The organism is Chrysiogenes arsenatis DSM 11915 (assembly GCF_000469585.1).
In the GTDB taxonomy this organism is placed as follows: domain Bacteria; phylum Chrysiogenota; class Chrysiogenetes; order Chrysiogenales; family Chrysiogenaceae; genus Chrysiogenes; species Chrysiogenes arsenatis.
In genome coordinates, this window is sequence record NZ_AWNK01000001.1 from 203,369 (window position 1) to 226,680 (window position 23,312).

Consider the following 23,312-nt stretch of genomic DNA (forward strand, 5'->3'; position numbering starts at 1 on the left):
CTCCTTACCTTACTGTGATACGTGCAAAGCGGCGTTTGCCCACTTTCAGAACGAATGTCCCTGCCGTTGTAAATTCATAATTTTCGTCGCTGACCGTCTCTCCGTCAAGCGACACTCCAGCTTGACCAATCAACCGTCGCGCTTCGCCATTACTTTTGGCAAAAGCGATGGAAGCAATAAAGGCACTCAGACGGCGGTCTTCTTGTGCCAGGGAAAAGTCAAACTCCGGCATCTCGTCGGGATTTTCTTTATTGGCAAATACTTTATCGAAATTACTTGCCGCATCGGCGCCAGCTCCAGCACCATGGTAACGATCAACCAGTTCACTGCCAAGCGCCATTTTGATGTGTTTCGGATGCAGCTCACCACTGGCCATTTTCTGGCGCATATCGGCAATTTCGTCGAGCGTGCGATCGCTCAACAGTTCGTAGTAGCGGAACATCAGATCGTCAGAAATCGACATGATTTTACCGAACATGGCGTCTGGCGCTTCGTTAATGCCGATGTAGTTGCCCAGCGACTTCGACATCTTCTGCACGCCGTCTGTCCCTTCCAAAATCGGCATGGTCAGCACGCACTGTTCTTCTTGGCCGTAGCGTTTTTGCAGTACACGCCCCATGAGCAGGTTAAACTTTTGGTCGGTGCCGCCCAGTTCGATATCGGCTTTCATGGCGACGGAATCGTAGCCCTGAAATAAAGGATAGAAAAACTCAACAATGCTGATTTCACTCCCGCTTTTATAGCGATTTTGAAAATCATCACGCTCTAGCATCCGCGCCACAGTCGTCTTGCCCGCAAGCTCCATAAACGAATAAATATCAAGCTTCGTCAGCCATTCGGAGTTGAAAACAACCGTGGTTTTTTCACGGTCAAGGATTTTGAAAATTTGCTCTTTGTAGGTTTCGGCATTGCGCAACACATCTTCGCGCGTCAGAGGCTTGCGCGTTTCATTTTTACCAGTCGGATCACCGATCATTCCGGTGAAATCACCAATCAGAAAGTGAACGTGATGGCCAAGTTGCTGGAAGTGGCGCAGCTTCTGGATCAGCACGGTATGCCCGAGGTGCAAATCCGGCGCAGTCGGGTCAAAGCCCGCTTTGACGATCATAGGACGATTCTTTTTCAGTTTCTCGCGAAGTTCCGCTTCATTTATCAGCTCTGCGCAACCGCGCTTCATAAGTGCTAATTGCTCGTCTATCGGTAAAAACATCAGGCCATGCCTCCGTAAGGAATTATTCTCGGCATGGTAACGAAAAACAGGGGTGCGACTCAAGGGAATTATGTGGCTGGCACGCGACCAGTCCGGGGAATCGCGCTCTGTAAATTGTGGGTGCATGACTTGCCTGTGCCGTGTGATGCGCTGTTTATTGCCCGCCAGACCACGGCAGAGGATGACGCAAGACGGAACGAACCTGATTCATGAGCGTTAAGGTTTGTTGGGACGTAAATTGTCGCACTCTTCATATTTTGCCCCTACTCTCGCGATAGAGGCAAAAAGAACTTTTTTACATTTATCGTTGCAACACGGAAGGATGCGGAATACAATTTTATGCGTTTGTTGCTTTAGGGTCACAGAATATGAAAATTTTCCTGATAGAGGGGTATGATATGCGGAAAAGATTCTCCTTATTGCAATGTTAGAAGACTGAGACGCTATGACTAAACGCGCGATTATCCACAAAGAATTAGACGCCCTCTACCAAGAGGGAGCAAAGCTAGCTGTCGCCTTCCAAAATGAGGAAGATAAGCAGTTTCAATACAAATACCAGCGCTGGTACACAAGAGCACTGAAGGCTGTAGCTACCCTCGCACCTGATAGACATACTGAATTCCGTGGCTATTACGAAATCGACCCAAAACGAAAATCCCTTGGTTATGGCACTTATGTGATTCAGGATTTCCTTAAGGGCGTTGCTCCAAATAGGCATAGCTACCCAGATTTCAATATACGGAATCAAGTGCTCACTTGTTTCTTCAACCAGCTTACGATATTAAATTCTATAGGCGAGCGCGTTGATTCGGTACTGGGAAATATCGAGGGTGAGTTATACGCTGAGATTCAGGATAGCGAGGTTAAAGTGGCACGGCAATTGGCAAAGGTAAGTTTGCGTGCGGCTGGAGCACTAGTGGGAGTGGTAATAGAAGGACATTTGCAAAAGGTTGCAAATGCTCATGGAGTAAAAATTACAAAAAAACATCCGACGATTGCCGATCTCAATGATCCGTTAAAAGCGGCGTCGGTTATTGACACGCCCGCATGGCGCAAAATCAGTTACTTGGCTGATTTGCGCAACCTTTGTTCGCATAAGAAAGATGCAGAGCCTACAAAAGAACAGGTTGACGAATTATTGCAGGGCGCTGAGTGGATAACAAAAAACGTCTTCTAATACGTCGCTCCAGTCAACGTCAGGCCGCATTGTGGCCTTCCTCAGTTAAGCTTGGCGTTAGAACTCGATTGAAGTTCAAAATAAGGTGCCAACATTAATCGCTACAGGCCATGACCATAAGATAGATGGTTATAGTTAGATAAAACGACGAGGTGGGGATCCTATGGCTAAGAATATTCGCGGCAATAAAGACGGAAAAAATGGTGAAAATGACTCATATACAATTCCTGGGCGGGGTGTTGTTGATCGAGAACAGTTGGTTCGTGAAATAGAAGCGGGGAAACACCCCAGTCATCATGTCGTAACAATAAACGGTGAAGCTTATGTTCGTTCTAACCCAGATGCGACTGACTCCAATAATGTAAATAAACAATGAGAGAAGCACCGTACTAACAATACGCAGCACTCGCTTCCATATCAAGTATTTGCCAGTTCCACGTTTGCCGACCTCAAGAGGAGCGGCAACAGGTGATACAACGGCTAGCAGCCAGTCAAGAGACATTAAAACCGCTCTACACCTTGCTCGTAATCTTTAGGATAACGTATGAAAAAGACAGTTACTTCCCGTTACGATGTTACAGAGCATCTCCGTACCCCTGAAGAAATGGCCGCATATCTGGAAGCATGCCTGGAGGAGGCAAATGGGGACGCTGCCTTTATCGCAAAAGCCCTTGGTGACATCGCCCGTGCGAAAGGTATGTCACAAGTCGCACGCGACGCAGGCGTATCGCGTGAAAGCCTCTACAAAGCGCTTTCAGGAGAACGAACTCCCGGGTTCGACACCATCCTTAAAGTCATGGCAGCGCTGGGTTTGAAGTTGCACGCGGAAGCGGTGAATGTCTCAAATCATTCCCAGTAAAGCGCTCCCTCCGATGTCGCTTCGTGGCGCGGATAAGATTGGGCGTTACCTGCCACCATCGACATGTTCATTATGTTGCACATGTTAAGGCTTAAGGCTATACTTGTCCTGTAAAATGTACAGGTGGAGGCTCTATGAGAATCGTGTCTTTTACAGAAGCAAGAAATAGTCTGAAAGCGGTATTGGATTCCGTTGTTAATGACGCAGATACCGCAGTGATTACTCGCCGTGATTCGGAAGATGCTGTTGTTATGTCGCTAACCTACTACAACAGTCTGATGGAAACGGTACACCTATTGCGCTCACCGGCAAATGCTGAGCATTTGAATCGCTCAATTGAACAGTTCAAAGCAGGCAAGGTAACCCGCAGAGACGTGATTGATGAGTAGTCGTTTCCTGTCATGGACTGACGAATCATGGAGCGACTACCTGTATTGGCAAACCCAAGACAAAAAAACGCTTACACGAATAAACAAGCTTATAAACGACGTTAGACGCTCACCCTTTGAAGGTATTGGCAAACCAGAGCCATTAAAGGAAAACTTAGCTGGTTTTTGGTCGCGGCGTATAGATGATACGAATCGATTAGTCTACGCAGTTGATGACCATGCAATTACGATCATTTCGTGTCGTTATCACTATTAAATTCAGCTCTTCCACAGTACAGCCAACACGGCGCAAATAAAAATAGCGGCAACGCAAATAATCACCATTTCGGGAAAACATGACAACACCAACTCCGCAAATCTGGCTCAAAAAGATAAGCTCTCCGGCACGTTTTTGGATATTCGGTGCAATCGCCTGTGGCGCAACCTCTGCTATTTTAGTGATTTTTCAAGCATGGCTTTTCGCCAGTATTATTGCGCAAGGGTTTATTGACCGCGTCCCGCTGCCTGCGCTTTTACCTTCTCTGGCACTCGTGGCGGGAGCCATTGTCCTACGCGCATTGGCCAATGCGGGGCGCGAGCTTGCGGGGCAGCGCGCTGGCGAAGTTGTCCGCACGCACGTACGCAATGATATTCTTGCGCAGCTTGCCAGACTTGGCCCTGCTTACATCGCACTCACTCCGGCAGGAACACTGGCAACCATAACACTGGAGCGCACCGAGGCCTTGCACAACTTCGTAGCTCACTATGTGCCGCAAAAATATATCGCGATGATTGTTCCTGTGCTGATTGCCAGCGCCATTTTTCCGGTCAGTTGGGCGGCAGGGAGTATTTTACTGATTACGGCGCCGCTGATCCCCTTTTTTATGACACTCGTCGGGCGTAATGCGGCATCGCTACACGAAAAACACTTTGTAACGCTCGGGCGGATGAGTGTTCGTTTTCTTGACACATTGCGCGGCCTGACAACGCTCAAACTGCTCGGACGCTCGAAAGCAGAATCGCAGCGGATTGCCGCGGCTTCTGAAGAGTACCGCAAAGGGACGATGTCGGTACTGCGTGTTGCTTTTCTTTCTTCCGCAATACTTGAATTTTTTACCGCTGTTGCTATTGCTATGAGCGCCGTTTATCTGGGATTGCATTATTTGGGTTATGTAGATTTTGGACTGTACGGGCGGGAACTCACGCTGCAAACTGGGCTTTTTATCCTGTTACTGGCTCCAGAATTTTACCAACCGCTGCGCGAATTGGGAACGCACTATCATGCGCGTGCCGAAGCGCTTGGCGCGGCGGATGGAATTGTCGCACTGCTGCACACACCAGCGGAAGCGCCGACAGAAGGGCATCTTACGGTTCCGCACCCGAACGATGGCATTACGCTTGTGTGCGATAATGTTTCATACACCTATGCGGGGCGTGAACAACCGGCACTTGTCAATTTTAGCGAAACGTTTCGCTCCGGCGAATGGGTGGCGATTACTGGCGAAAGTGGCGCAGGAAAAACAACCTTACTCCAGCTATTACTGGGATTTATTCCGGTTCAGCATGGGGAAATTTCCATCAACGGCACTCCCCTTCATCACCTTTCACTGGCGAGTTGGCGTGACAATGTGGTGTGGGTTTCACAAAATCCCGCGCTATTTTATGGAACTATCTACGAAAATATTTTGCTAGCCAAAGCGGACGCAACTGCCGCAGAGGTGCACCGCGCAGCGAGCAAAGCTCGTGTAATCGACTTTTGCCAACATTTCGACAAGGGGATTCACACAGAAGTCGGAGAACAAGGTCGTCTGCTTTCCGGCGGAGAAGGGCGACGCGTGGCACTTGCCCGTGCCTTCTTAAAAGATGCGCCCGTCCTCCTGCTTGATGAACCAACCGCCGGGCTTGATCATGAAAATGAAGCTATCATCCTAGAAGCGCTGCAAGAATTGGCACGAGGAAAAACAACTATCATGGTGACACACCGCGAGCAGGCGGCGCACTATGCCGGTCGGGTTATTACTCTGCCTTCTTTCGAGAGTTAGCTTACAGCAAGCTTCACATTTTACCGCTAATGATTGTAAAGCGCTTTTTTCCAACCTGAATCAGGGATAAAAATGTTACTCGATTTCACAGCTGCATTTCCCTTGACACTCTTGACCAGTCATGGTAACAGGAAAATGACAGTGTTTTATGAGGAAGAGATTTTTGCGAGATGTTGTCTCCACTCCTTCTCAGTATGTTTTTCTGAGTCTCATCGTGCCCGTAGCGAGCTTGCGCAGTTCTGCATATGCGGGTGTTGATGCTGCAGAAGCTTCAAGATCAATGTGCCTGTGACTGGTTTGCGAACTCAGTAATGTGCAGGTATTGACATCGAACAGCATACTGGCAGCGATGTATTTTCCCGGCCTCTTTGCTCTCCAAATACTGTTTTATTTATTCGATAGAGCGACGATGCGTCGCTGTCCTCATTATGGCGCCAAGCAAGGAAAAGGCATGGAATACATCACCGTTGTGTACTCTGAAGACACAAATAGCGCCACTCTCTGTGTCGATCCGCTGATTCTGGAGCGTGTTGCCCCATCACACCTGAAAGATGCTGTGCTTGACTCTCTTCGGGAAATGCGGATTCAGGAACGGTTTATCTGGCATGAGACGCTGGAAGAGCTGGTCGCAATTGCACTCCAAAGCGCCACAAAATGGGAAAAGCCTTTTCGTGAGGTTATTGCTCATGGTATCCCGCCACAGCATGGACGGGATTCGGAACTCGCTGTCTTTTTCCCGACCACCCTGAAAGCGGGGCAGGAATTGCCGGGAGGCCGTTTTGATTACAAGGAACGCGACTTTGTCACGCTGGTGTCGCGCGGCGATTTGCTGGCTTCGGTCACTTTTCCCACCCGTGGCGAGCCCGGTGTCGATGTCTTTGGCAATCCTTTACGTGCAAATGATGGCTCCCTAGTGCACCGGATTGAGTTTGATCCCTCCTCGGTGCGTAAAGAAGAAAACGAAACACACAGAGAGTATTTTGCCGTCCAGAATGGCTCGGTGCGGTTGCGGAATAATTTTCTTTCAGTTGAGCGCTCGTTGGTAATCAACCATGATGTAAGCATTGAAACAGGGCATATTCGTACTATTGGAGATGTCACGATCATGGGAGCGGTCAGAAGCGGCTGCGAGGTCGTAACCAATGGCAACATCACCATTCAGGGAGATGTCGAGCCGGGTGCAGACTTGCGTGGGCACCATATCCACGTCAAAGGGATTTGCCACGGCTCAGCACGCACGACCGGGAATTTCACGGCAATGCGTACCGAACATACAACGATCTTTGCCGCGCAAAATGCCTTTATTTCGTCGGTGTTCTGTTGCGACATTACCTGTGCCAATGCCACTATCAAAGAGGTGTGTTCGTCAACCATCCGCGCGTCAAAGCTCATCAGAATTGACACTGTCATGGCCAGCGCTGGCAGCAACTCACACCTGATCATTTCGCACCACTTTGCCATCCATCAGACTATTAATCTCTATCGTTCCGCACTTGCCGAGCGTCTTTTTGAGAGCGTTATCGTCAGCCGGGAAAGTAAGGTGGCCGAAGCGCAAATCGCGCACAATGCTCCTCACACAAGCAAGACGGACGTTTCCGCAATGATCCGAGGCAATACCCTTGTCGGCAAACTGCGTACCGAAATGCGTGCCATTCATGATGAGGTTGCCCAGAAAGAAACTCTCGTACTGGACTTTTTGAAAGATAAAACCGGAAAAATTGAAGTTAAACGTGTTGCAGAAGGAACCGTGGTGTTTATGTACGCTTCAACGCGCAAAATTGATACGGTACTGCACGACATCATTTTCCGTTATGATCCTGCCACCTGCGCTATTGTCATTGCCACCCTGAAAGCTTCGGAGGGGCACAATGAAACTCCTTAGCCCAAATCAACTCAAAGTCGGCATGCGCCTAGTTCACGATGTGTTCAGTGGAGAAAGTGTCCTGCTGCCACAAGATACCGTCATTACCAGCCGCCTTATCAGCGCCCTGCGTCTGCTGGATTCAAAGAGAAAAATAGCGGTGTACTCCGAAGAACCGTGTGCCATACGCAAGTCATCCCGGGGCTACGAGCTGGAAATGCTTGAGCTGTGGCATGGACACCTGACGCTTCACGGTGACACCTTCATTGAGTCTTTTGTCCAGTCAGAGGCCTCGCTCTTTTGCGTTGGCAATCTGGAAGTCGGTGGCGATGTTTATTCGCTGGCAAACATTGCCTGTACCGGAAACCTGATCGTTCGCGGATGCGTCAACGGCGCTGTGGTTACGGCAGGCAACCGCCTGACAGTGCAAAAAGCCGGCGGCGCGTGCGGACTCCCCACGGCACTCGTCTGTGTTGACTATGCGGGTCTGGAACGCAAACGGCAGGCGGAGAAAGTTACTGATGAAATGCACCACCTCGACGAAAACATCATGCGCCTAGGTGCAACACTTTCATCGCTCACCGTTCAGCAAAAAAGCGGAACAAGCATGACGCCGGCCGAAAAGTCAAAAGTTAAAAAGATATTTGAAACGTATGCGTTCATGTGTAAAAAACGAAACCACCTTATGGATCTTTCGCAAAAAAGCAAAAACAACGTAAAGTCGGTCTCAATCATTGTGAATGATCAGATCCACAACAACGTCATTGTCCGACTAAATCATAATGAGCGGTCACTTGAACCCAGTAAAGGAAAACTCGTTATAAAGGAACAAGAAGGGGTTATTTGTATCGACTAGGATCATGACCAAAACATATAGTGTCACGGTAAAACACCCACCGCTTCGTACCAGATGTGCGAAGCGGTGAGGTAATATGATAAATAAAATCAGACAGAATTGATACTAGATCATCTTCGTTTTAATGTACGTCTGATCGCGCTTTGGCCCAGTAGAAACAATCGTGATTGGACACTGCAACAGTTCTTCAAGGCGTGCCAGATACGTGCGCGCCGCTGCGGGAAGATCGGCTTCCGACTGCGTCCCAACGGTAGAACACTGCCAGCCCGGCATTTCTTCATACACCGGTTCAACTTTACGCAGCTTCGTTAAGCTTGCAGGAAATTCATGCAGCAATTCATCACCAACGCGGTAGCCGGTGCAGATTTTAATAACAGGGAGCTTGTCGAGTACGTCAAGCTTGGTAATACACACACCCGTCAGGCTGTTCGTCCGCACGGCGTAGCGCCCGACCACGGCATCAAACCAGCCGCAGCGGCGTGGGCGTCCAGTCGTCGCGCCATACTCGTTCCCTTCTTTGCGCAAGAATTCGCCAGTGGATTCCAATAATTCGGTTGGAAACGGCCCTTCACCAACGCGTGTGGTATAGGCTTTCATAATACCTAACGCATTATCAACGCCACGAATACCAACACCGCTTCCAGTCAGGCTGCCGCCCACGCAGCACGAAGAAGAGGTAACATACGGATAGGTTCCGTTGTCAACGTCCAGCATCGTCCCTTGTGCACCTTCGTACAGAACGTTCTTGCCTGCGGCCAGTGCGTCTGCCAAATAGAGGCTGGTGTCGGCAACATACTGTTGCAGTTGACGGCCATACTCTTGGTATTCGTTAAAGATGTCATTAAACTTCAGCTCTGGCAGATTATAGAGTTTACTCAAAATATAGTTGAAGTTTTGCAGGTTGTCGGCAAGGCGCTCGGCAAACAGTTCGGTTTCGAGCAAGTCACACAGACGGATACCAATGCGCGACATTTTATCGGCATAACATGGGCCAATACCGCGTCCGGTGGTTCCAATCTTCTTTTCACCGCGATGCGACTCGTTCGATTTATCAATCGCACGGTGATACGGCATAATTAAATTCGCCCGTTCAGACACAAGGAGTTGCCCCGCAACCTGAATCCCTTTTTCTTCAAGGTACGCGATTTCATCCAGTAACGCTTTCGGATCAACGACCACACCCTGACCAATAATGCACATCTTTCCGGGATGGAGAATCCCACTCGGAATCAAATGGAGAATGGTCTGTACATCGCCAACTTTTACCGTATGACCGGCATTGTGGCCACCCTGATAGCGGACAACGACATCAGCGTCTTCTGAAAGCAGGTCGACAATTTTCCCTTTTCCCTCATCGCCCCACTGGGCACCAAGAATTACCAGATTAGACATACGTAAAACTCCTTGATTCTATGCAATTTCTACAAGATTAACGGCAAGATGTCGGTGATAGAGAGTACCATCCACTGGTACCCAGAAAGCTGTCTTCCCTTCGCGTCGTAACGCATCAACCGCGGCGGCGGCGCCCATCGTGTCACCTGAGCGTGAGACGACCAGCGTGTCAGCCAGTGGTGTTGCTTTTTGGACGGCACACTTTACGAGTGCATTCGCATACACGGCAAATCCGACGGCGGACAGTTTACAGGCGTATTTCTCCAGCAGCGAGTCGTAACGCCCTCCGCCAGCCAGTCGCAAACTCCGCGTGGCCGAGAATATCTCAAAATAACATCCGGTATAATAATCAAGACACGAGAGTTCCGTCAGATCAATAGTGACTTCGCCCGTGCAGGTTATTTGCTGTACAAAAGCTTCAAGTTCGTCAAGTGACTGCAGTGATAGGGAGTTACGCACCAGTGTACGCGCACGGGCAATCACCTCTATACCGCCAGTAAGTTCTGGCAACATAAGGAGTACCTGACGATTACTGTACTGCGTCCCTGAAGCGTCAATCGCACGCTGAAGCTCAGCGATATCTTTTTTATGGAGAGCCTGCAAAATTTGCTGTTGGCTGTACGTGTCAATGTCAAAGGCCTGCAAAATCCCCGCAATGAATTGCCCATGACCGATGACAATATGCAATGGCTCTTCGGGGAGAATTTGCTGAATGGCAGCCATAGCAAGATGGAGAATTTCTCGGTCGGCGACCAACGAATCACAGCCGATAAATTCACAGCCCACCTGAATGTTTTCCGCCTGATTTCCTTCGTGAATATCGACCGCACGAAACACGGGGCCGCTGTAGCACAAACGGGTAAAAGCACCGAGTTGTTCCGCTGAAGCCGCATACGCCCGAGCTACACCGGGGGTGTAATCTGGCCGTAGCAGTAAGACACGGCCACTATTCGTATCGATAATACGGTAGGTGTCGGCCAGTGTAGCCGTGCTGAGAGCACGGCAGACCACGTCTTCATACTCTAATGATGGCGTATACACCCGTTGGTAACCCCACTGCGCAAACAATTCGAGCGAATAGTGCTGAATCGCAGCGAGCGTTTTCGCGCGGTGATCGGTATAGGCGAGAAACCCGCGTGGGATATCGCGCGGTTCATTGCGATGCGGCATCAGTCAGCTCCAACTGTAGACAGTCGATAACATTATTCAGCGATGCAATTTCAGCAAGGACATCAGCACTGACGGGAGAGTCGATATTGACCATACACAGCGCTTCGTCTGCTCCGCGAATACCAAGCTTCATATTGGCGATATTAACCCCTTTTTGTCCAAGCAATGTGCCGATATCCCCTATGACCCCTGGACGGTTATAGTTGCGGAAGAAAAGGATAATCCCGGCCGGTACCGCTTCGATGCGATAGCCGTTCACTTCAACAATGCGCGGGAACTTATCTGCCAGTAATGTGCCCGTAATGGAAGCGTTATCGGTCGACATCACCAGCTCATTGACAAACGAACCGCCAGCATCACCCCGTGACGTCGTGAACGCCACACCTTGATCGGCGAGTAAAAACGGCGCATTGATGTCGTTGACGTCAGACACTTTCATCGCTTTTAAGAAACTTTTAATAGCACCGTTTTCGATAGCATTCGTCGTGATATCAGCAATTTTCCCATTCAATTCGATAGTGAAATTTTTCGTCTTGCGGTCAAGTTGCGCCAGAATAGATGCCAGCTTGCCAGCGAGATCAAGGTAACCAGCGATGTTCACTTCGTTTGATTCGGCAATAACCGGCAAGTTGATCGAACCAGCAACGTAACCGCTTTGCAGGTAATTCAAAACTTTACTCACGATATCGACACACACACCTTCTTGCGCCTTGGTCGTCGCGGCACCAATATGCGGTGTGGTGAAAATCTTCGGATGTTGAACGGCGCGATTCTCCGCTCCAGCTGGTTCATTTTGGTACACATCAACGGCAGCAGCTGTCAGCTGACCAGTATCCAACGCGGCAATAAGATCGTCTTCTACCACCAGTTTCCCGTTCGCGATATTGACGAAGATGGCCCCTTTTTTCATCTGGGCAAACACATCGGCGTGAAACATCCCTTCGGTTTCAGGAGTACGTGCACAAGCCGCTACTACCACATCAGAACGTTCAAGGAGATCCTGAAACGGTAGCAAAGCTATGGCATCGCCGCTATTGCGCACATACGGATCACAGGCGATGACGTCCATGTTAAGCGCGGTTGCATACGCTGCAAGTTTATGTCCCACATTGCCGTATCCAACTATGCCGAGTGTTTTCCCACCGAGTTCCGTGCCAACCAACCGAGCGCGATCCCAAACCCCGTTTTGCAGGTCAAGCGATGCTTCCCATAAGCGGCGCGCTGCCGCAATAATCAGACATAATCCAAGTTCAGCGGCCGCTGTGCTGGAAATATCCGGCGAATGCAAGACGACAACGCCGGCTTTGCTCGCAGCTTCTACATCAATATTGTAAGAGCCGACTCCAGCCCGCCCAATCACTTTCAAAGCTGGTGCCGCCGCAATCAACGCAGCACTGATCGTAGTATGGCTCCGTACGATAATCGCTTCGGCTTGACACAGGTGTTGCCGGATTTCTTCTTCTGAAGGGGAATCGAGCAGGACAATGGTATGTCCCGATTGTTGTAGGACTTTTTCTGCTGGAGCTTCCAGCCGATCACAGACGACTATATTCATCTCTGATACCTTTCTTGGAGGATTTTTTGGGCGGCGCTGACACCATCACCCATCCTAAATGAATATCCGAAATGATCAAGTGCCATCTCCATGGCGCTGATCGATATCACCACATCAAAGGTGTCGACGTAGCCCATGTGGTTGATGCGAATGATTTTACCAGTTAGATGATCCTGACCGCCAGCAAAGGTCACGCCCATTGTATCGCGCACATATTTGACAAATTTTTTCCCATCGACCGATTCAGGCAAAAAGGCACCTGTGCACGAAAGGGCCGGCGCCTGCGGCGCTAACAATTTCAGTCCAAGCGCTTCGAGCCCCGCACGTGTGGCACGCGCCAAGATATCATGCCGCGCAAATAAGACAGGCAACGTTTCCTGACGAATCATCTCCAACACTTCATCAAGCCCGATGATCAGCGAGGCGGCTGGCGTATAGGCGGTTGTCTGATCAGCGAGTGCTTTGCGCTCTTTTTTGAAGTCAAAGTAAAAGCGGGGGAGATCGGCGCGGCTGTTTTTCTGCCATGCTTTTTCACTCACACCTACGCAGGCCAGACCAGGCGGCAGCATCAGTGCTTTTTGCGAACCAACCACCAGCACATCGATCCCGTCGCGATCCATGGCAAGGTCAGCCACACCAACGGCCGTAATCCCATCTACCACGTACACAACATTCGGGTACTGACGCACGATCTCGCCAACCTCACGAATCGGATGCGCCACCGTCGCAGACGTATCGCACGCCTGAATAAAAACGCCCCCGATAGAAGGATCATTTTTGAGCGCCACGGCAATATCATCAGGATTGACCGGCACGCCCCAGTCGCTATTGATCCAGACAACTTCCAATCCATACGCTTGGGCAATTTTCCCCCAACGCTCGCCAAACTTTCCGCCATTGACAACCAAGGCTTTTTCACCGCGACACAGAAAGTTGATAACAGAACCTTCCATGGCACCAGAGCCACTGCAAGCAAGCATCAGGACATCGTTTTTCGTCTGGAACAAGTATTGCAAACCCGCTTCAACGCGGGCAAAAATCTCGGAAAATTGGGGTGTGCGGTGATGCATAGCGGGGTGTGCCATCCGCAAAGAAACTGATTCGGGAACCGGAGTTGGGCCAGGAGCCATCAGGTAACACTTTTGCATGAATTCTCGCCTCAAACAAAGGGATATAGGCGCATTAACGCGCCGTTTCTACAATGGAATCGATTTGGAAAAAAAGAAAAGCCGTGCCACCTGTCGGCGCTCCCGCTCTATTGCGATAGTTCATCAACACCGCAATTTCGCGCCGCCCATCGCCATTGACGTCGACAAAAGCTGCATCACTCATCACCGCACGGGAAATGTAGACACTGCGATAGACTTCATGGAATGAGGCACCGCTTTGCTGGAGCAAGCGCAGATCTGAACCCTTAAAGGCCGTGGCAACGCTGAGAAAACCAAGAAATGGTTCGTTGTTCATGCCAACTATGTACGGTGTTCCCCCGGCAACAATCGGGAGCACCCGCCGTTTGGCGTACAGTCGAATATCGTCACTGAGCACCATTGGCACTAAAAATGCGCCAAAATCAGCTGGGGTTGCGCCAAGCTGGCGATAGCTATTGTCAAATAACGCAATGCGCCCATCGGCGGTATAGTTCAACCACTGGTCGCCCACACGCGCGGCACCAACTAATTCAACGTTACGTTTGGAAAGCTCTTCCGTGGTAACGATCTCCCCGCCTTGCAGTGTAAAGCGATGAATTGATCCGCCCATAAGTTCGGTTGGCGCCACTTTTTGCAATAGAATTTCGCTCGTGCCATTTTCTAGGTAGGTGCGATAGATAACGACATCAAAAAATGTCTTCTGACGTGCTATCCCTTGCGACAGAATATGATACTGCAACGTATAAATTCGCTTTCCGTCAAATACGCTGGCATAAATTTCCTGAACGCCATCACCATCCATGTCGGCAGCAACAATGGAAAGGGGTGCGCCCGACGCGGAGCGATCCTGCGAAAGAATCTTCATCTCACCTTGTTCTAAAGAGACCAGCGCAACCGTTCCATCGCCCAACAGCGCCATTTCCGGGATACCGTCGTTATTGATGTCGATCGGATCGAATACGCGGAAGTTCGGGTCAATACGCCGTGTCTGCCACGCACCAAGAATAGCGGCTTCGGCAGAATCAGCACTCGTCACTTGCTCAGTGTAGAACTCGCGCAGTGCAAAGTCACCTTCAGCCAGTGTAAGGAAACTCGCGCCATCAATGAGTTTATAAAGCAAACTTTGCGTGCCACCGGTACGGTGTTCGCTGAGGTCAAGCACCACGTCGACATTCAGACGGCGGGTAAGTTTCGGGAAGGTTTCAGGGGTGAGTTCCGTAATGCCGAGCTCTTGCTTCGTCCGTTCAACGTGTAACGTGTTTACCAGCTCAAACGTGCCGGTTTTGGCGAGACTAAGCTCCATTTCCTGATTCAGGCTACTGTGCGCTTCGCCCAAATAGAGAAGCTTGACGCCCCGTTCGCCAGAGCGGATACGCATGCCATTGCGAAGTTCTTGGTTGCTAGCCACACGACGCGCTAACCAATCATTGCCCATGCTCTGACGAGTGAGCTGCACAAGCCCGACCAGGGATTCGCGTTGCCCAAGGTATTCGTCAGTAAGGGGGTGACGAATCGCTTCGCCAACGGCATACACGCGGAGATATTGACCGGAGCGGACTTCTCCTTCAGTAATTCGTACCGTTGTCGTGGCTCCAAGAGAGGAAAGAACCGTGCCGGAAGCCTTTGGGAAGAGTGCTCCCAACTCACGTGCCAGATGATCGGTCGTATACGCAACGCTCATGGTTGGGATCAGTATGAGCAGCAGGAAAAGCCAAAAACGTGATTGCATCGTGTATATCTCTCCATAATCTTGAGTATTTCAACAGAGCAATTGCCTCAGCAAGATTCAGCAACGTTCTACGGCTCCAAGAAGCTACGCAGCACTTTTGAACGGGTCGGGTGACGCAGTTTGCGAAGTGCTTTGGCTTCGATCTGGCGAATCCGTTCCCGCGTTACATTAAACTTTTTACCAACCTCTTCGAGTGTATGGTCGGAGTCAGTATCAATGCCAAAACGGAGTTTGAGCACTTCTGCCTCACGCGGGCTTAGCGTGTGCAACACGTCGCGCACTTGCTCTTTCAGGTTAAAGGTAATGACCGCTTCGGCGGGAGAAATCGAATTTTTATCTTCGATAAAATCGCCAAGCGAGGAATCTTCTTCTTCACCAATCGGAGTTTCAAGACTGATTGGTTCTTTCGCGATTTTCAGCACTTTGCGAACTTTTTCAACCGGCAAAACCATCCGTTCCGCAATCTCTTCGGGCGTCGGTTCGCGACCAAGTTCCTGCACCAGGGTACGACTGGTGCGCACCAGTTTATTGATGGTTTCAATCATGTGCACCGGAATACGGATCGTGCGCGCTTGATCGGCAATCGCGCGGGTAATGGCCTGACGAATCCACCACGTAGCATAGGTCGAAAACTTGTAGCCACGGCGATATTCGAACTTATCGACCGCCTTCATAAGGCCGATGTTTCCTTCCTGAATCAGGTCAAGGAACTGAAGACCACGGTTGGTATATTTTTTCGCAATCGATACGACCAAGCGAAGGTTCGCTTCAATCAGTTGCATTTTTGCGGCTTTGGACTCTGCTTCCCCTTCGTTAACACGCTGAACGATGACCATAAATTCGCTGTAGTGAATTCCGGTAATCCGCTCCACTTCTTCAAATTTAGCGTAGGCACCCTTTACCGTTCCGGCGAGTTTACACAAGTCGGCTTCGCGCAAAGCACCTTTCTTTCTGCGTCCGGTAATAATTGTTACCGGCTCACCGTCGGCAATGCGCAGCAAAATTTCGCGGTTTGTATCGGCCATTTTTTCGCACTTGGCAATTTCGGCATCGGCACGGCGAATATCGGTATAGAGAGACTTCATAATATTGCTGATGCGTGAAACCGTTTCGTTTGTCAGACGAATATCAGTCAGCATTTGGATCATTTCACGAATAGCCGCCTGCTCTAAAGCTGGCGATTCAAGGCGCAAGTCAGGCAGTGTTGCACTGAGTACGGCAATTTTTTCGATCGATTCAATAATGAATGTGCGCGTTTCCACCGCGCTTTCAGAGCGAACCGGGCGGACGTGCTCTTCGCCATCCTCGTCTACTTCTTCGTCATCATTAACCGCATCGGTATCGTGCCCAAGAATCCCCATGCTGCCAACTTCGTCGTCAAGCATGATCACATCTTTCAGGCTGATCTCTTCTGCCTTGAGGCGATCCCCAAGTTCAACTAATTCTGCAACCGCTTTTGGGATAACAATCAGCGCGCTGATCATTTTTTCATATCCCGCTTCGATCCGCTTCGCGATTTCCACTTCCCCTTCGCGGGTCAGAAGTGGAACCGAACCCATCTCCTTGAGGTAGAGGCGAACAGGATCATCAGTGCGGAAAGAAGTGTCAGGACTCAGGTCGAGGGTCGCCTCGTCTTCTTCTTCCTCTTCTTCAGCATGTGGCGTGTCTCGTTCTTCGTCCATCACAAGAGGAGTAAAGTCTTCCTCTTCGTCATGGTCAGCTTCGTGATCGACCTCATCGCTTGTTGTCCCTTTGCGGGCAATTATCGTTTCTGCCGTTTCCGCCACGACCTTAATTCCAAGCTTGGACAGCTCGCTCATCACGGTATCAAGCTTTTCTGGATCAACTACCGCCTCATCAGGCAAATAGTTGTTGAGTTCATCATACGTGATGAACCCTCTTTTTTTGGCATACTGGATCAATTCGAGAAACTTTTTTTCCATCATCGATGTACTCATCTATATTTTGCCTCCGGGGTCAATTTCCTTTTTCAACTGAAGATGTTCTTGCAAAACAGCACTCAACTTTTTTTGGGCCTCCGGTGAAGGGTCGCTTGCTAATACGCGAATCTGCCCTTCCAGCTCTTCTATCTGTCGCTCCTGATAGAGGCGAAATACCTTCGCAATGACGTCCTCCAACACTCGATCACTGCCATCCATCCCCGTATCAACTTGATGCACATGACGCAACAATCCAGCAAACGACCCATCGGAGAGTTGCTGAACAATGGCGTTCACCGTCAGTCCGTCGTTGTGTAGGTCGGTCGCTTGGTGCAACAGGGAGTTATATGGCTCATGTAGAATATCGGTGCCTATTTTATCCACCAGATTCTCAAAAGCTGTATCGGACGAAAACATCACGCTCAGAAGGTATTTCTCAAGGTAGTTTTTATCAACAGTTATTTTTCCTTGCAGTACATTTTGCATCCCACCATGTGTGGATGGGGTTTGAGAATAATACGGACGCTTTTTTTCATACGAGTTTGTAGAATGTGCCGTACGATACGGCGATTCGTTCCGCGGCGCTTGCGGGGGGGTACTGGGACGAATCGCTGTCGCATACACATCAATACCTGAACGGCGCGTGAGATAATTGTAGTATGCCTGACGCTTGATGGTATCTTGAATCGATTCGAGCAATACCTTGAGCTCACGTAACACCGTAGTGGTGCTGTTAATATCGCCACGCGCAGTTTCCAGTTGGTAATCAATATAAAATTCACCCAAATCACGCGCTTTTCCGATCAATTCGTTAAAGTCGCTCTCCCCCTGCCGCAATAAAAACGTGTCAGGATCGTCGCCAGCAGGGAGGAAAACGGCTCGCAAAGGATTCAGGCACTTCCCCAATAACGAAACCGTGCGCAACGCGGCTTTGGTTCCTGCATCATCGCCATCAAATACAAGGTAGAGATCGGTTTTTGCCCCCAGCAAATGGAGATGCTCCTCCCCAAGCGCCGTTCCCATCACTGCTACGGTTTCAGTAAAGCCGTACTGATGCGCACGAATCACATCGAAATACCCTTCTACAAGAATCGCACGACGGCGACTTCGTATCGATGGACGCGCAATGTGGTACCCATAGAGAAGTTCTTTTTTCTTAAACAGAATACTTTCAGGTGAATTCATATATTTTGCTGGAGAGCGTCCCGAAAGGTCGCGCCCACCAAATCCCGCGATATTGCCCTGTCCGTCGCAAATAGGGAACATCAGCCGTTGCCGAAAACGGTCGTACCACGATTGATCTTCATCCTTCTGAGCGATCAAACCCAAACGCGCCAAATCATCATGCCGTGCTGCAAAAGCTTTTAAGAGCGTTTCGCGCGTTCCATCCGCATAGCCAATGGCAAACTGATCGATCAATGGGCGGGGAATAGAGCGCTGCTCCAAGTACTCTTGTGCGTGTGGAGCATGCTCCAGAGTACTGCGAAAGCTCATCAAAATCGTTTGATTCAGTTCCCACAACGGCTGACGCGGGTCGACGCCTTCATTGGCATCCTGCTCATACTCCAGCGTCACCCCATAGCGTTCGGCAAGGTGTTCGATAGCGTCAACAAACCCCAGCCCCATCTTTTCATCCAGAAATGTCAGCGCGTTGCCACTGGCTCCACAGCCAAAACAATGATAGACCCCTTTCGCGGGCGTAACATGAAAAGAAGGGGATTTTTCCTGATGAAACGGACAACATCCTTTATAGCTATTGCCGCCTTTTTTTAGGTTCACATACGGCGAAAGGATATCAACAATATCCACCCGATCGAGGACTCTTTCGACTGATTCGCGACGAATTCGTTTCATAGTTTCCTTGGCTCACCGTTGCTGCATCCATCTGTCTGCTTATCATAGCATCTACTCATCGCAAGAAGGGCAGATTTCTAGCACTTTTCTTCCATAAGAAGCAATGCCTACTCTTGTGCACACTGCGACAACAATGCCCTTATGCAGGCAAGAGCATGCCAGAGCACCTCTTGTCTTTTCCCAACTGTTGCAGTACTATGCGCACATCCTACGTTCGTTGAGGTGCTTTATGGCGAATAAATTTGACGCAGTTGCCGTCAAGTTCAAATGTCTTTCTGATCCCACTCGCCTCCAGATTCTCCACTTTCTCCTTGAAGGGGAAAAATGCGTTGGCGATGTTGCCGCGCATGTCAATACGACTCAAGCGAATGTATCCAAACATCTTTCTCTCCTCAAAGCTTCTGGGCTGGTGAGTGCGCGCAAGCAAGGGATGCATGTTTTTTACTCCGTAGTCGGCGATAAGGTACAGCGCTTGTGCGACCTGATGTGTAAAGAATAAGAGGGGGAGCTATGAAGCTGGGGAAAAAATTACGGGATAATGGGGTCAAAACGCTTCCGTATCTGATTCTTCTCCTGCTCACAGCAATTACGCCACTTGACTTACCACTCCTGAGTGACGTACGGCACCTCTCATTTGATACGTTCCAACAATACAATCACCAGCAACCGGAATCGGCAACACTCATTCTGGATATCGACGAAGAAAGCCTGCGCCAATACGGTCAATGGCCGTGGTCGCGCGATGTAATGGCCGAAATCGTTATCCGCCTCTACGAAGGGGGAGCCGCTGTCGCCGGAATGGATATTGTGTTTGCCGAAGATGACCGCACCTCGCCACCGCGTGTGCTGAAAAAAATCGGCATCGAAGACCCGCAATTTGATGAGTACGACTACGATACCTATTTTGCCAGCATCATCTCTCAAGTACCGCTCGTGCTGGGATATCCCTTCTTGATGACCTCAGAAATAGATTCATATGACCTTGCAAGCTCCATCCGTGCCGGAACCGTAGTTTCTGGTGGCGAAGATCCCAGCCGATTTACCTATCTCGCACAAAACGTTACACCGAATATCCCAGTGTTAGCCGAACAGGCCACCGGCACAGGATTCTTTAACGTGATTCCCGACAGCGACGGCAAAGTCCGCTCGGTTCCACTGTTTCTTTCCTATCGCGACCGCATTTACCCCTCACTGGTCATGGAGATGCTGCGCGTAGCCGTTGGCGCACGGAGCTACATTATCCGTGCATCCGAAACCGGCATCACAAACGTGAAGGTTGGCAACTGGGAAATCCCCACCGATGCGATGGGGCGCGTTTCCGTCAATTATCGTGGCACCAGCATGACATTCCCGTACTTGTCGGTCATCAATCTGATGAATGGAAACTTTGATCCGGCTTTACTCGATGGCGCAATGGTGCTTGTTGGAACCTCTGCCGCTGGACTGCTCGACTTGCGCGCGACACCAGTTTCGCCAGTATTCCCAGGAGTTGAAATTCACGCCAACTTACTGGACACCATTATTTCGGGTGATTTCCTTGTCCGTCCCGATTGGATGGGTGGCGCAGAAATGGTATACGTGTTTCTTGCTGGCCTACTCACGATTGTCATTGCGCAACGATTCCGTGCCCTGTGGAGCGGTATGGCCTTGATTGCACTCAGTGCCGCCGTGCTCGCACTCAGTTTTTGGCTCTTTCAACATCAAGGACTCTTAATCAATTTCGTCTATGTCATCAGCGCAACGCTGTTGATCTTCAGCTTTAATACCTTCCTGAGTTACATTCGGGAAGAACAGGAAAAAGCCTACATCCGTTCAGCGTTTGGACAGTACCTATCGCCCGTTGTTGTTGAACAACTGGCGAACAATCCCGAATCGCTTAGCTTGAGTGGAGAAGAAAAGAGCATGACCATCATGTTCTCAGATATTCGGGGCTTCACCTCCATCTCGGAGCGTTTATCACCGCAAGAACTCACCAGCTTTCTGAACGAATATATGACACCAATGACCAACATCATTATGGATCGCTTTGGAACCGTCGACAAATTCCTTGGCGACGCCATCATGGCATTCTGGAACGCCCCGCTTGATGATCCCAAACACGCCGATAACGCCCTACTTGCCTCGGTCGATATGCTCATCAAGCTCGACGAACTCAAAAAAGAGTGGCATGCGCGCGGACTCCCTGAAATCAACATCGGTATCGGATTGAACAGCGGCCTTGTCCGCGTCGGCAACATGGGATCAACCCAGCGCTTTGACTACACCGTTCTGGGCGATAACGTCAACCTCGCCTCGCGACTCGAAGGGATCAATAAAACCTACGGCTGCAATATCGTCATCAGCGAATACACGCTGGCGCTTTTAACTGAAAACTATCACATCCGTTTCCTTGACGCCGTTAAAGTCAAAGGAAAATATCTGCCCGTCAAAATTTACCAGGTTTCACCAACACCGTACCATCCTGACGAAATCGAACTCTACACGGCAATGCTGGATCACTACAACAACCGACGTTGGGACGATGCGCTGGCACTGGCGAACCAATTGCGCGCCAAAGACCCGAAAAGCGTCCTCTATGAACTCTATGAAGAGCGCATTGTCCTTTACCAGCAAACCCCACCACCCGATGACTGGGATGGCTCGTTCACTATGACGACGAAATAACTTTCGGAGACCCCTACTAACAATGACGTTATACGATCAGATACAACTCGGAGAGAGCAAAACGCTTGAACTCAAGCAACAACTCCCACGGCATGAACAAATAGTTCAAACAGCAATAGCGTTCGCGAATACTGCCGGGGGAAAACTTGTTCTCGGCGTTGATGATCAACGTAACGTCATTGGTATTGCTGAAGAAAATATCTTTACCCTACAAGATCAGATAACCGCGATTATTATGGATCGATGTTATCCACCGTTGCTTCCCGAAATATACATCACCAATATTGACGGAAAGTTGGTTTTAGTCGTTGAAATTTTTCGCGGCAACCTCATGCCCTACTACCTGAAAGCTGCCGGCAAAAACGAAGGAACCTATATTCGTGTTGGTGCCACAAATCGGAAGGCTTCGTTAACCCATATTGTCGAACTTGAACGGCAACGCGTCAATCGCAGCTTTGATGAAGAAATTGACACTGAGTTTTCCCTCGATACACTAGACCTAAGTTCACTAAAAATTCACTTTTCTGCTTATGGAAAACCTCTAGATGAGCAAAAACTCATCAATCTCAAACTCGTTCAAGAAGAGCAAGGGCTGCTTTTCCCAACACATGGGCTTACCATTTTGCTCGGCCTCAAAGAGCATGTAGCGGTGAAATGCGCGCGCTTCAAAGGGAATGATATGAGCGTTTTTGTTGATCGCAAAGAGTACCAAGGTGATCTTTTGACTCAACTCGCAAATACCGAAGCTTTCATTAAAAACCATATTCATCTTCACGGAGAAATACGGGGACTACAGCGCACAGACACCTATGAGTTACCGGAAGCTGCGCTGCGAGAAGCACTTATAAACGCATTTATCCATCGGGATTATACGAACTACGGTCGAGATATTAAGGTTGGCGTGTACGACGATATCGTCAACATTGTGTCTCCCGGAGGCTTCCCAAATACGCTGACACTTCAGTCAATTCGAGAAGGACGTTCCGAAATCAGAAATCGTGTCATAGCCCGAGTATTTAAAGAGCTTGGCTATATTGAACAGTGGGGCAGTGGCTTGGGACGAATCAAAAATATCTGTCTTGCGACGGGGTTAAAAGCGCCGCGCATAGAAGAACAAGGTGACTTTGTCGATGTAGAGTTCTACCGACCACAAAAACTATCTGCACCGTCGGATACTGCCGCCATACCGTCGGATACTGCCGCCATACCGTCGGATACTGCCGCCATACCGTCGGATACTGCCGTCATACCGCCGGATAAACGAAGAAATAGCGAGACAGAGGTCGAGCCTGAACTCGCCATACGCCACTATTTACATCAGCACACAACCATCACTGTGCGTGACGTCATGGCACTATTTTCTATTAAAGAGAGCCGTGCGCGCGAAATTCTACGGAATTATGTTGTGAAAGGAATCTTGGAAAAACGGGGCAGTGCTCGCAACACGCACTACACATTAGCCAGCCCTGCTATACAGTGAGGAGAAG

The 23,312-nt window shown here is 49.7% G+C and carries 19 protein-coding genes; 11 read left to right on the top strand and 8 right to left on the bottom strand.

Features of this window, described 5'->3' with window-relative positions:
• Nucleotides 1–4: 4 nt before the first annotated feature.
• Nucleotides 5–1,210, bottom strand: a complete 1,206-nt coding sequence (gene tyrS, locus P304_RS0100890) for a tyrosine--tRNA ligase (RefSeq protein ID WP_027389004.1) — start codon at nucleotides 1,208–1,210, stop codon at nucleotides 5–7.
• 445 nt (nucleotides 1,211–1,655) lie between these two features.
• Between tyrS and P304_RS0100895 the strand changes: the two genes are divergently transcribed.
• The 8 genes from P304_RS0100895 to P304_RS0100925 all read left to right on the top strand — a co-directional run bounded on the left by P304_RS0100895 (nucleotide 1,656) and on the right by P304_RS0100925 (nucleotide 8,373).
• Complete coding sequence (locus P304_RS0100895) at nucleotides 1,656–2,387, top strand: hypothetical protein (protein ID WP_027389005.1); 732 nt, start codon at nucleotides 1,656–1,658, stop codon at nucleotides 2,385–2,387.
• Between the two features lie 163 nt (nucleotides 2,388–2,550).
• Nucleotides 2,551–2,763, top strand: a complete 213-nt coding sequence (locus P304_RS0100900; RefSeq protein WP_027389006.1) for a DUF3892 domain-containing protein — start codon at nucleotides 2,551–2,553, stop codon at nucleotides 2,761–2,763.
• 168 nt (nucleotides 2,764–2,931) lie between these two features.
• Nucleotides 2,932–3,246, top strand: coding sequence for an addiction module antidote protein (locus P304_RS0100905; protein WP_027389007.1), 315 nt, complete (start codon nucleotides 2,932–2,934; stop codon nucleotides 3,244–3,246).
• Nucleotides 3,247–3,380: 134 nt separating this feature from the next.
• Nucleotides 3,381–3,635, top strand: a complete 255-nt coding sequence (locus P304_RS0100910; RefSeq protein WP_027389008.1) for a type II toxin-antitoxin system Phd/YefM family antitoxin — start codon at nucleotides 3,381–3,383, stop codon at nucleotides 3,633–3,635.
• Nucleotides 3,628–3,891, top strand: coding sequence for a Txe/YoeB family addiction module toxin (locus P304_RS16460; RefSeq protein WP_084417458.1), 264 nt, complete (start codon nucleotides 3,628–3,630; stop codon nucleotides 3,889–3,891). Before P304_RS0100910 ends, P304_RS16460 begins: the two co-directional genes overlap by 8 nt.
• 79 nt (nucleotides 3,892–3,970) lie before the next feature.
• Nucleotides 3,971–5,656, top strand: a complete 1,686-nt coding sequence (gene cydD / locus P304_RS13330; RefSeq protein WP_051321287.1) for a thiol reductant ABC exporter subunit CydD — start codon at nucleotides 3,971–3,973, stop codon at nucleotides 5,654–5,656.
• 409 nt (nucleotides 5,657–6,065) lie between these two features.
• Nucleotides 6,066–7,538 (top strand): FapA family protein, encoded by a 1,473-nt coding sequence (locus tag P304_RS0100920; RefSeq protein ID WP_160164991.1) that lies wholly within the window; start codon nucleotides 6,066–6,068, stop codon nucleotides 7,536–7,538.
• On the top strand, nucleotides 7,525–8,373 hold the full coding sequence (locus P304_RS0100925) for a hypothetical protein (protein WP_027389010.1): 849 nt from the start codon (nucleotides 7,525–7,527) through the stop codon (nucleotides 8,371–8,373). Before P304_RS0100920 ends, P304_RS0100925 begins: the two co-directional genes overlap by 14 nt.
• A gap of 105 nt (nucleotides 8,374–8,478) precedes the next feature.
• On the opposite strand, the gene P304_RS0100930 is transcribed toward P304_RS0100925, so the two are convergent.
• The 7 genes from P304_RS0100930 to dnaG all read right to left on the bottom strand — a co-directional run bounded on the left by P304_RS0100930 (nucleotide 8,479) and on the right by dnaG (nucleotide 19,161).
• A complete protein-coding gene (locus P304_RS0100930) occupies nucleotides 8,479–9,765 on the bottom strand; it encodes an adenylosuccinate synthase (RefSeq protein ID WP_027389011.1) in 1,287 nt (428 codons plus the stop codon).
• An 18-nt stretch (nucleotides 9,766–9,783) separates the two neighbouring features.
• Entirely contained in the window at nucleotides 9,784–10,935 is a 1,152-nt protein-coding gene (locus tag P304_RS0100935; protein WP_027389012.1) for an ATP phosphoribosyltransferase regulatory subunit, read from the bottom strand.
• A complete protein-coding gene (locus P304_RS0100940; protein WP_027389013.1) occupies nucleotides 10,919–12,490 on the bottom strand; it encodes an NAD(P)-dependent oxidoreductase in 1,572 nt (523 codons plus the stop codon). The genes P304_RS0100935 and P304_RS0100940 overlap by 17 nt, the downstream gene beginning before the upstream one ends.
• A complete protein-coding gene (locus P304_RS0100945; RefSeq protein WP_027389014.1) occupies nucleotides 12,487–13,638 on the bottom strand; it encodes a pyridoxal-phosphate-dependent aminotransferase family protein in 1,152 nt (383 codons plus the stop codon). The genes P304_RS0100940 and P304_RS0100945 overlap by 4 nt, the downstream gene beginning before the upstream one ends.
• Nucleotides 13,639–13,672: 34 nt before the next feature.
• Nucleotides 13,673–15,367 (bottom strand): FG-GAP repeat domain-containing protein, encoded by a 1,695-nt coding sequence (locus P304_RS0100950; protein WP_027389015.1) that lies wholly within the window; start codon nucleotides 15,365–15,367, stop codon nucleotides 13,673–13,675.
• 68 nt (nucleotides 15,368–15,435) lie between these two features.
• On the bottom strand, nucleotides 15,436–17,325 hold the full coding sequence (gene rpoD / locus P304_RS0100955; RefSeq protein ID WP_201766895.1) for an RNA polymerase sigma factor RpoD: 1,890 nt from the start codon (nucleotides 17,323–17,325) through the stop codon (nucleotides 15,436–15,438).
• Nucleotides 17,326–19,161: a DNA primase gene (gene dnaG / locus P304_RS15820; protein WP_051321288.1), complete on the bottom strand. Its 1,836-nt coding sequence runs from the start codon at nucleotides 19,159–19,161 to the stop codon at nucleotides 17,326–17,328.
• A gap of 229 nt (nucleotides 19,162–19,390) precedes the next feature.
• Here dnaG and P304_RS13340 point away from each other — a divergent pair, with 229 nt between their 5' ends.
• From P304_RS13340 to P304_RS0100975, 3 genes are read left to right on the top strand one after another with little or no spacing between them, the layout of a single operon-like run.
• Nucleotides 19,391–19,660, top strand: a complete 270-nt coding sequence (locus P304_RS13340) for an ArsR/SmtB family transcription factor (protein ID WP_051321289.1) — start codon at nucleotides 19,391–19,393, stop codon at nucleotides 19,658–19,660.
• Nucleotides 19,661–19,671: 11 nt separating this feature from the next.
• Nucleotides 19,672–21,825 carry a CHASE2 domain-containing protein gene (locus tag P304_RS0100970; protein WP_034763473.1) on the top strand — a complete coding sequence of 718 codons (2,154 nt, stop codon included), beginning with the start codon at nucleotides 19,672–19,674 and terminating at the stop codon, nucleotides 21,823–21,825.
• A 22-nt stretch (nucleotides 21,826–21,847) separates the two neighbouring features.
• Complete coding sequence (locus P304_RS0100975) at nucleotides 21,848–23,305, top strand: RNA-binding domain-containing protein (protein ID WP_027389018.1); 1,458 nt, start codon at nucleotides 21,848–21,850, stop codon at nucleotides 23,303–23,305.
• The last annotated feature ends 7 nt before the right edge of the window (nucleotides 23,306–23,312 follow it).

What these genes read in the sequence shown, in the direction of transcription:
- P304_RS0100895 (WP_027389005.1), top strand. Translation starts at nt 1,656, where the DNA reads ATGACTAAACGCGCGATTATCCACAAAGAATTAGACGCCCTCTACCAA.
- P304_RS0100920 (WP_160164991.1), top strand. Translation starts at nt 6,066, where the DNA reads ATGCGTCGCTGTCCTCATTATGGCGCCAAGCAAGGAAAAGGCATGGAA.
- P304_RS13340 (WP_051321289.1), top strand. Translation starts at nt 19,391, where the DNA reads ATGGCGAATAAATTTGACGCAGTTGCCGTCAAGTTCAAATGTCTTTCT.
- P304_RS0100940 (WP_027389013.1), bottom strand. Translation starts at nt 12,490, where the DNA reads ATGAATATAGTCGTCTGTGATCGGCTGGAAGCTCCAGCAGAAAAAGTC.
- P304_RS0100905 (WP_027389007.1), top strand. Translation starts at nt 2,932, where the DNA reads ATGAAAAAGACAGTTACTTCCCGTTACGATGTTACAGAGCATCTCCGT.
- dnaG (WP_051321288.1), bottom strand. Translation starts at nt 19,161, where the DNA reads ATGAAACGAATTCGTCGCGAATCAGTCGAAAGAGTCCTCGATCGGGTG.
- P304_RS0100935 (WP_027389012.1), bottom strand. Translation starts at nt 10,935, where the DNA reads ATGCCGCATCGCAATGAACCGCGCGATATCCCACGCGGGTTTCTCGCC.
- P304_RS16460 (WP_084417458.1), top strand. Translation starts at nt 3,628, where the DNA reads ATGAGTAGTCGTTTCCTGTCATGGACTGACGAATCATGGAGCGACTAC.
- cydD (WP_051321287.1), top strand. Translation starts at nt 3,971, where the DNA reads ATGACAACACCAACTCCGCAAATCTGGCTCAAAAAGATAAGCTCTCCG.
- P304_RS0100970 (WP_034763473.1), top strand. Translation starts at nt 19,672, where the DNA reads ATGAAGCTGGGGAAAAAATTACGGGATAATGGGGTCAAAACGCTTCCG.
- P304_RS0100925 (WP_027389010.1), top strand. Translation starts at nt 7,525, where the DNA reads ATGAAACTCCTTAGCCCAAATCAACTCAAAGTCGGCATGCGCCTAGTT.
- P304_RS0100950 (WP_027389015.1), bottom strand. Translation starts at nt 15,367, where the DNA reads ATGCAATCACGTTTTTGGCTTTTCCTGCTGCTCATACTGATCCCAACC.
- rpoD (WP_201766895.1), bottom strand. Translation starts at nt 17,325, where the DNA reads ATGAGTACATCGATGATGGAAAAAAAGTTTCTCGAATTGATCCAGTAT.
- P304_RS0100930 (WP_027389011.1), bottom strand. Translation starts at nt 9,765, where the DNA reads ATGTCTAATCTGGTAATTCTTGGTGCCCAGTGGGGCGATGAGGGAAAA.
- tyrS (WP_027389004.1), bottom strand. Translation starts at nt 1,210, where the DNA reads ATGTTTTTACCGATAGACGAGCAATTAGCACTTATGAAGCGCGGTTGC.
- P304_RS0100910 (WP_027389008.1), top strand. Translation starts at nt 3,381, where the DNA reads ATGAGAATCGTGTCTTTTACAGAAGCAAGAAATAGTCTGAAAGCGGTA.
- P304_RS0100975 (WP_027389018.1), top strand. Translation starts at nt 21,848, where the DNA reads ATGACGTTATACGATCAGATACAACTCGGAGAGAGCAAAACGCTTGAA.
- P304_RS0100945 (WP_027389014.1), bottom strand. Translation starts at nt 13,638, where the DNA reads ATGCAAAAGTGTTACCTGATGGCTCCTGGCCCAACTCCGGTTCCCGAA.
- P304_RS0100900 (WP_027389006.1), top strand. Translation starts at nt 2,551, where the DNA reads ATGGCTAAGAATATTCGCGGCAATAAAGACGGAAAAAATGGTGAAAAT.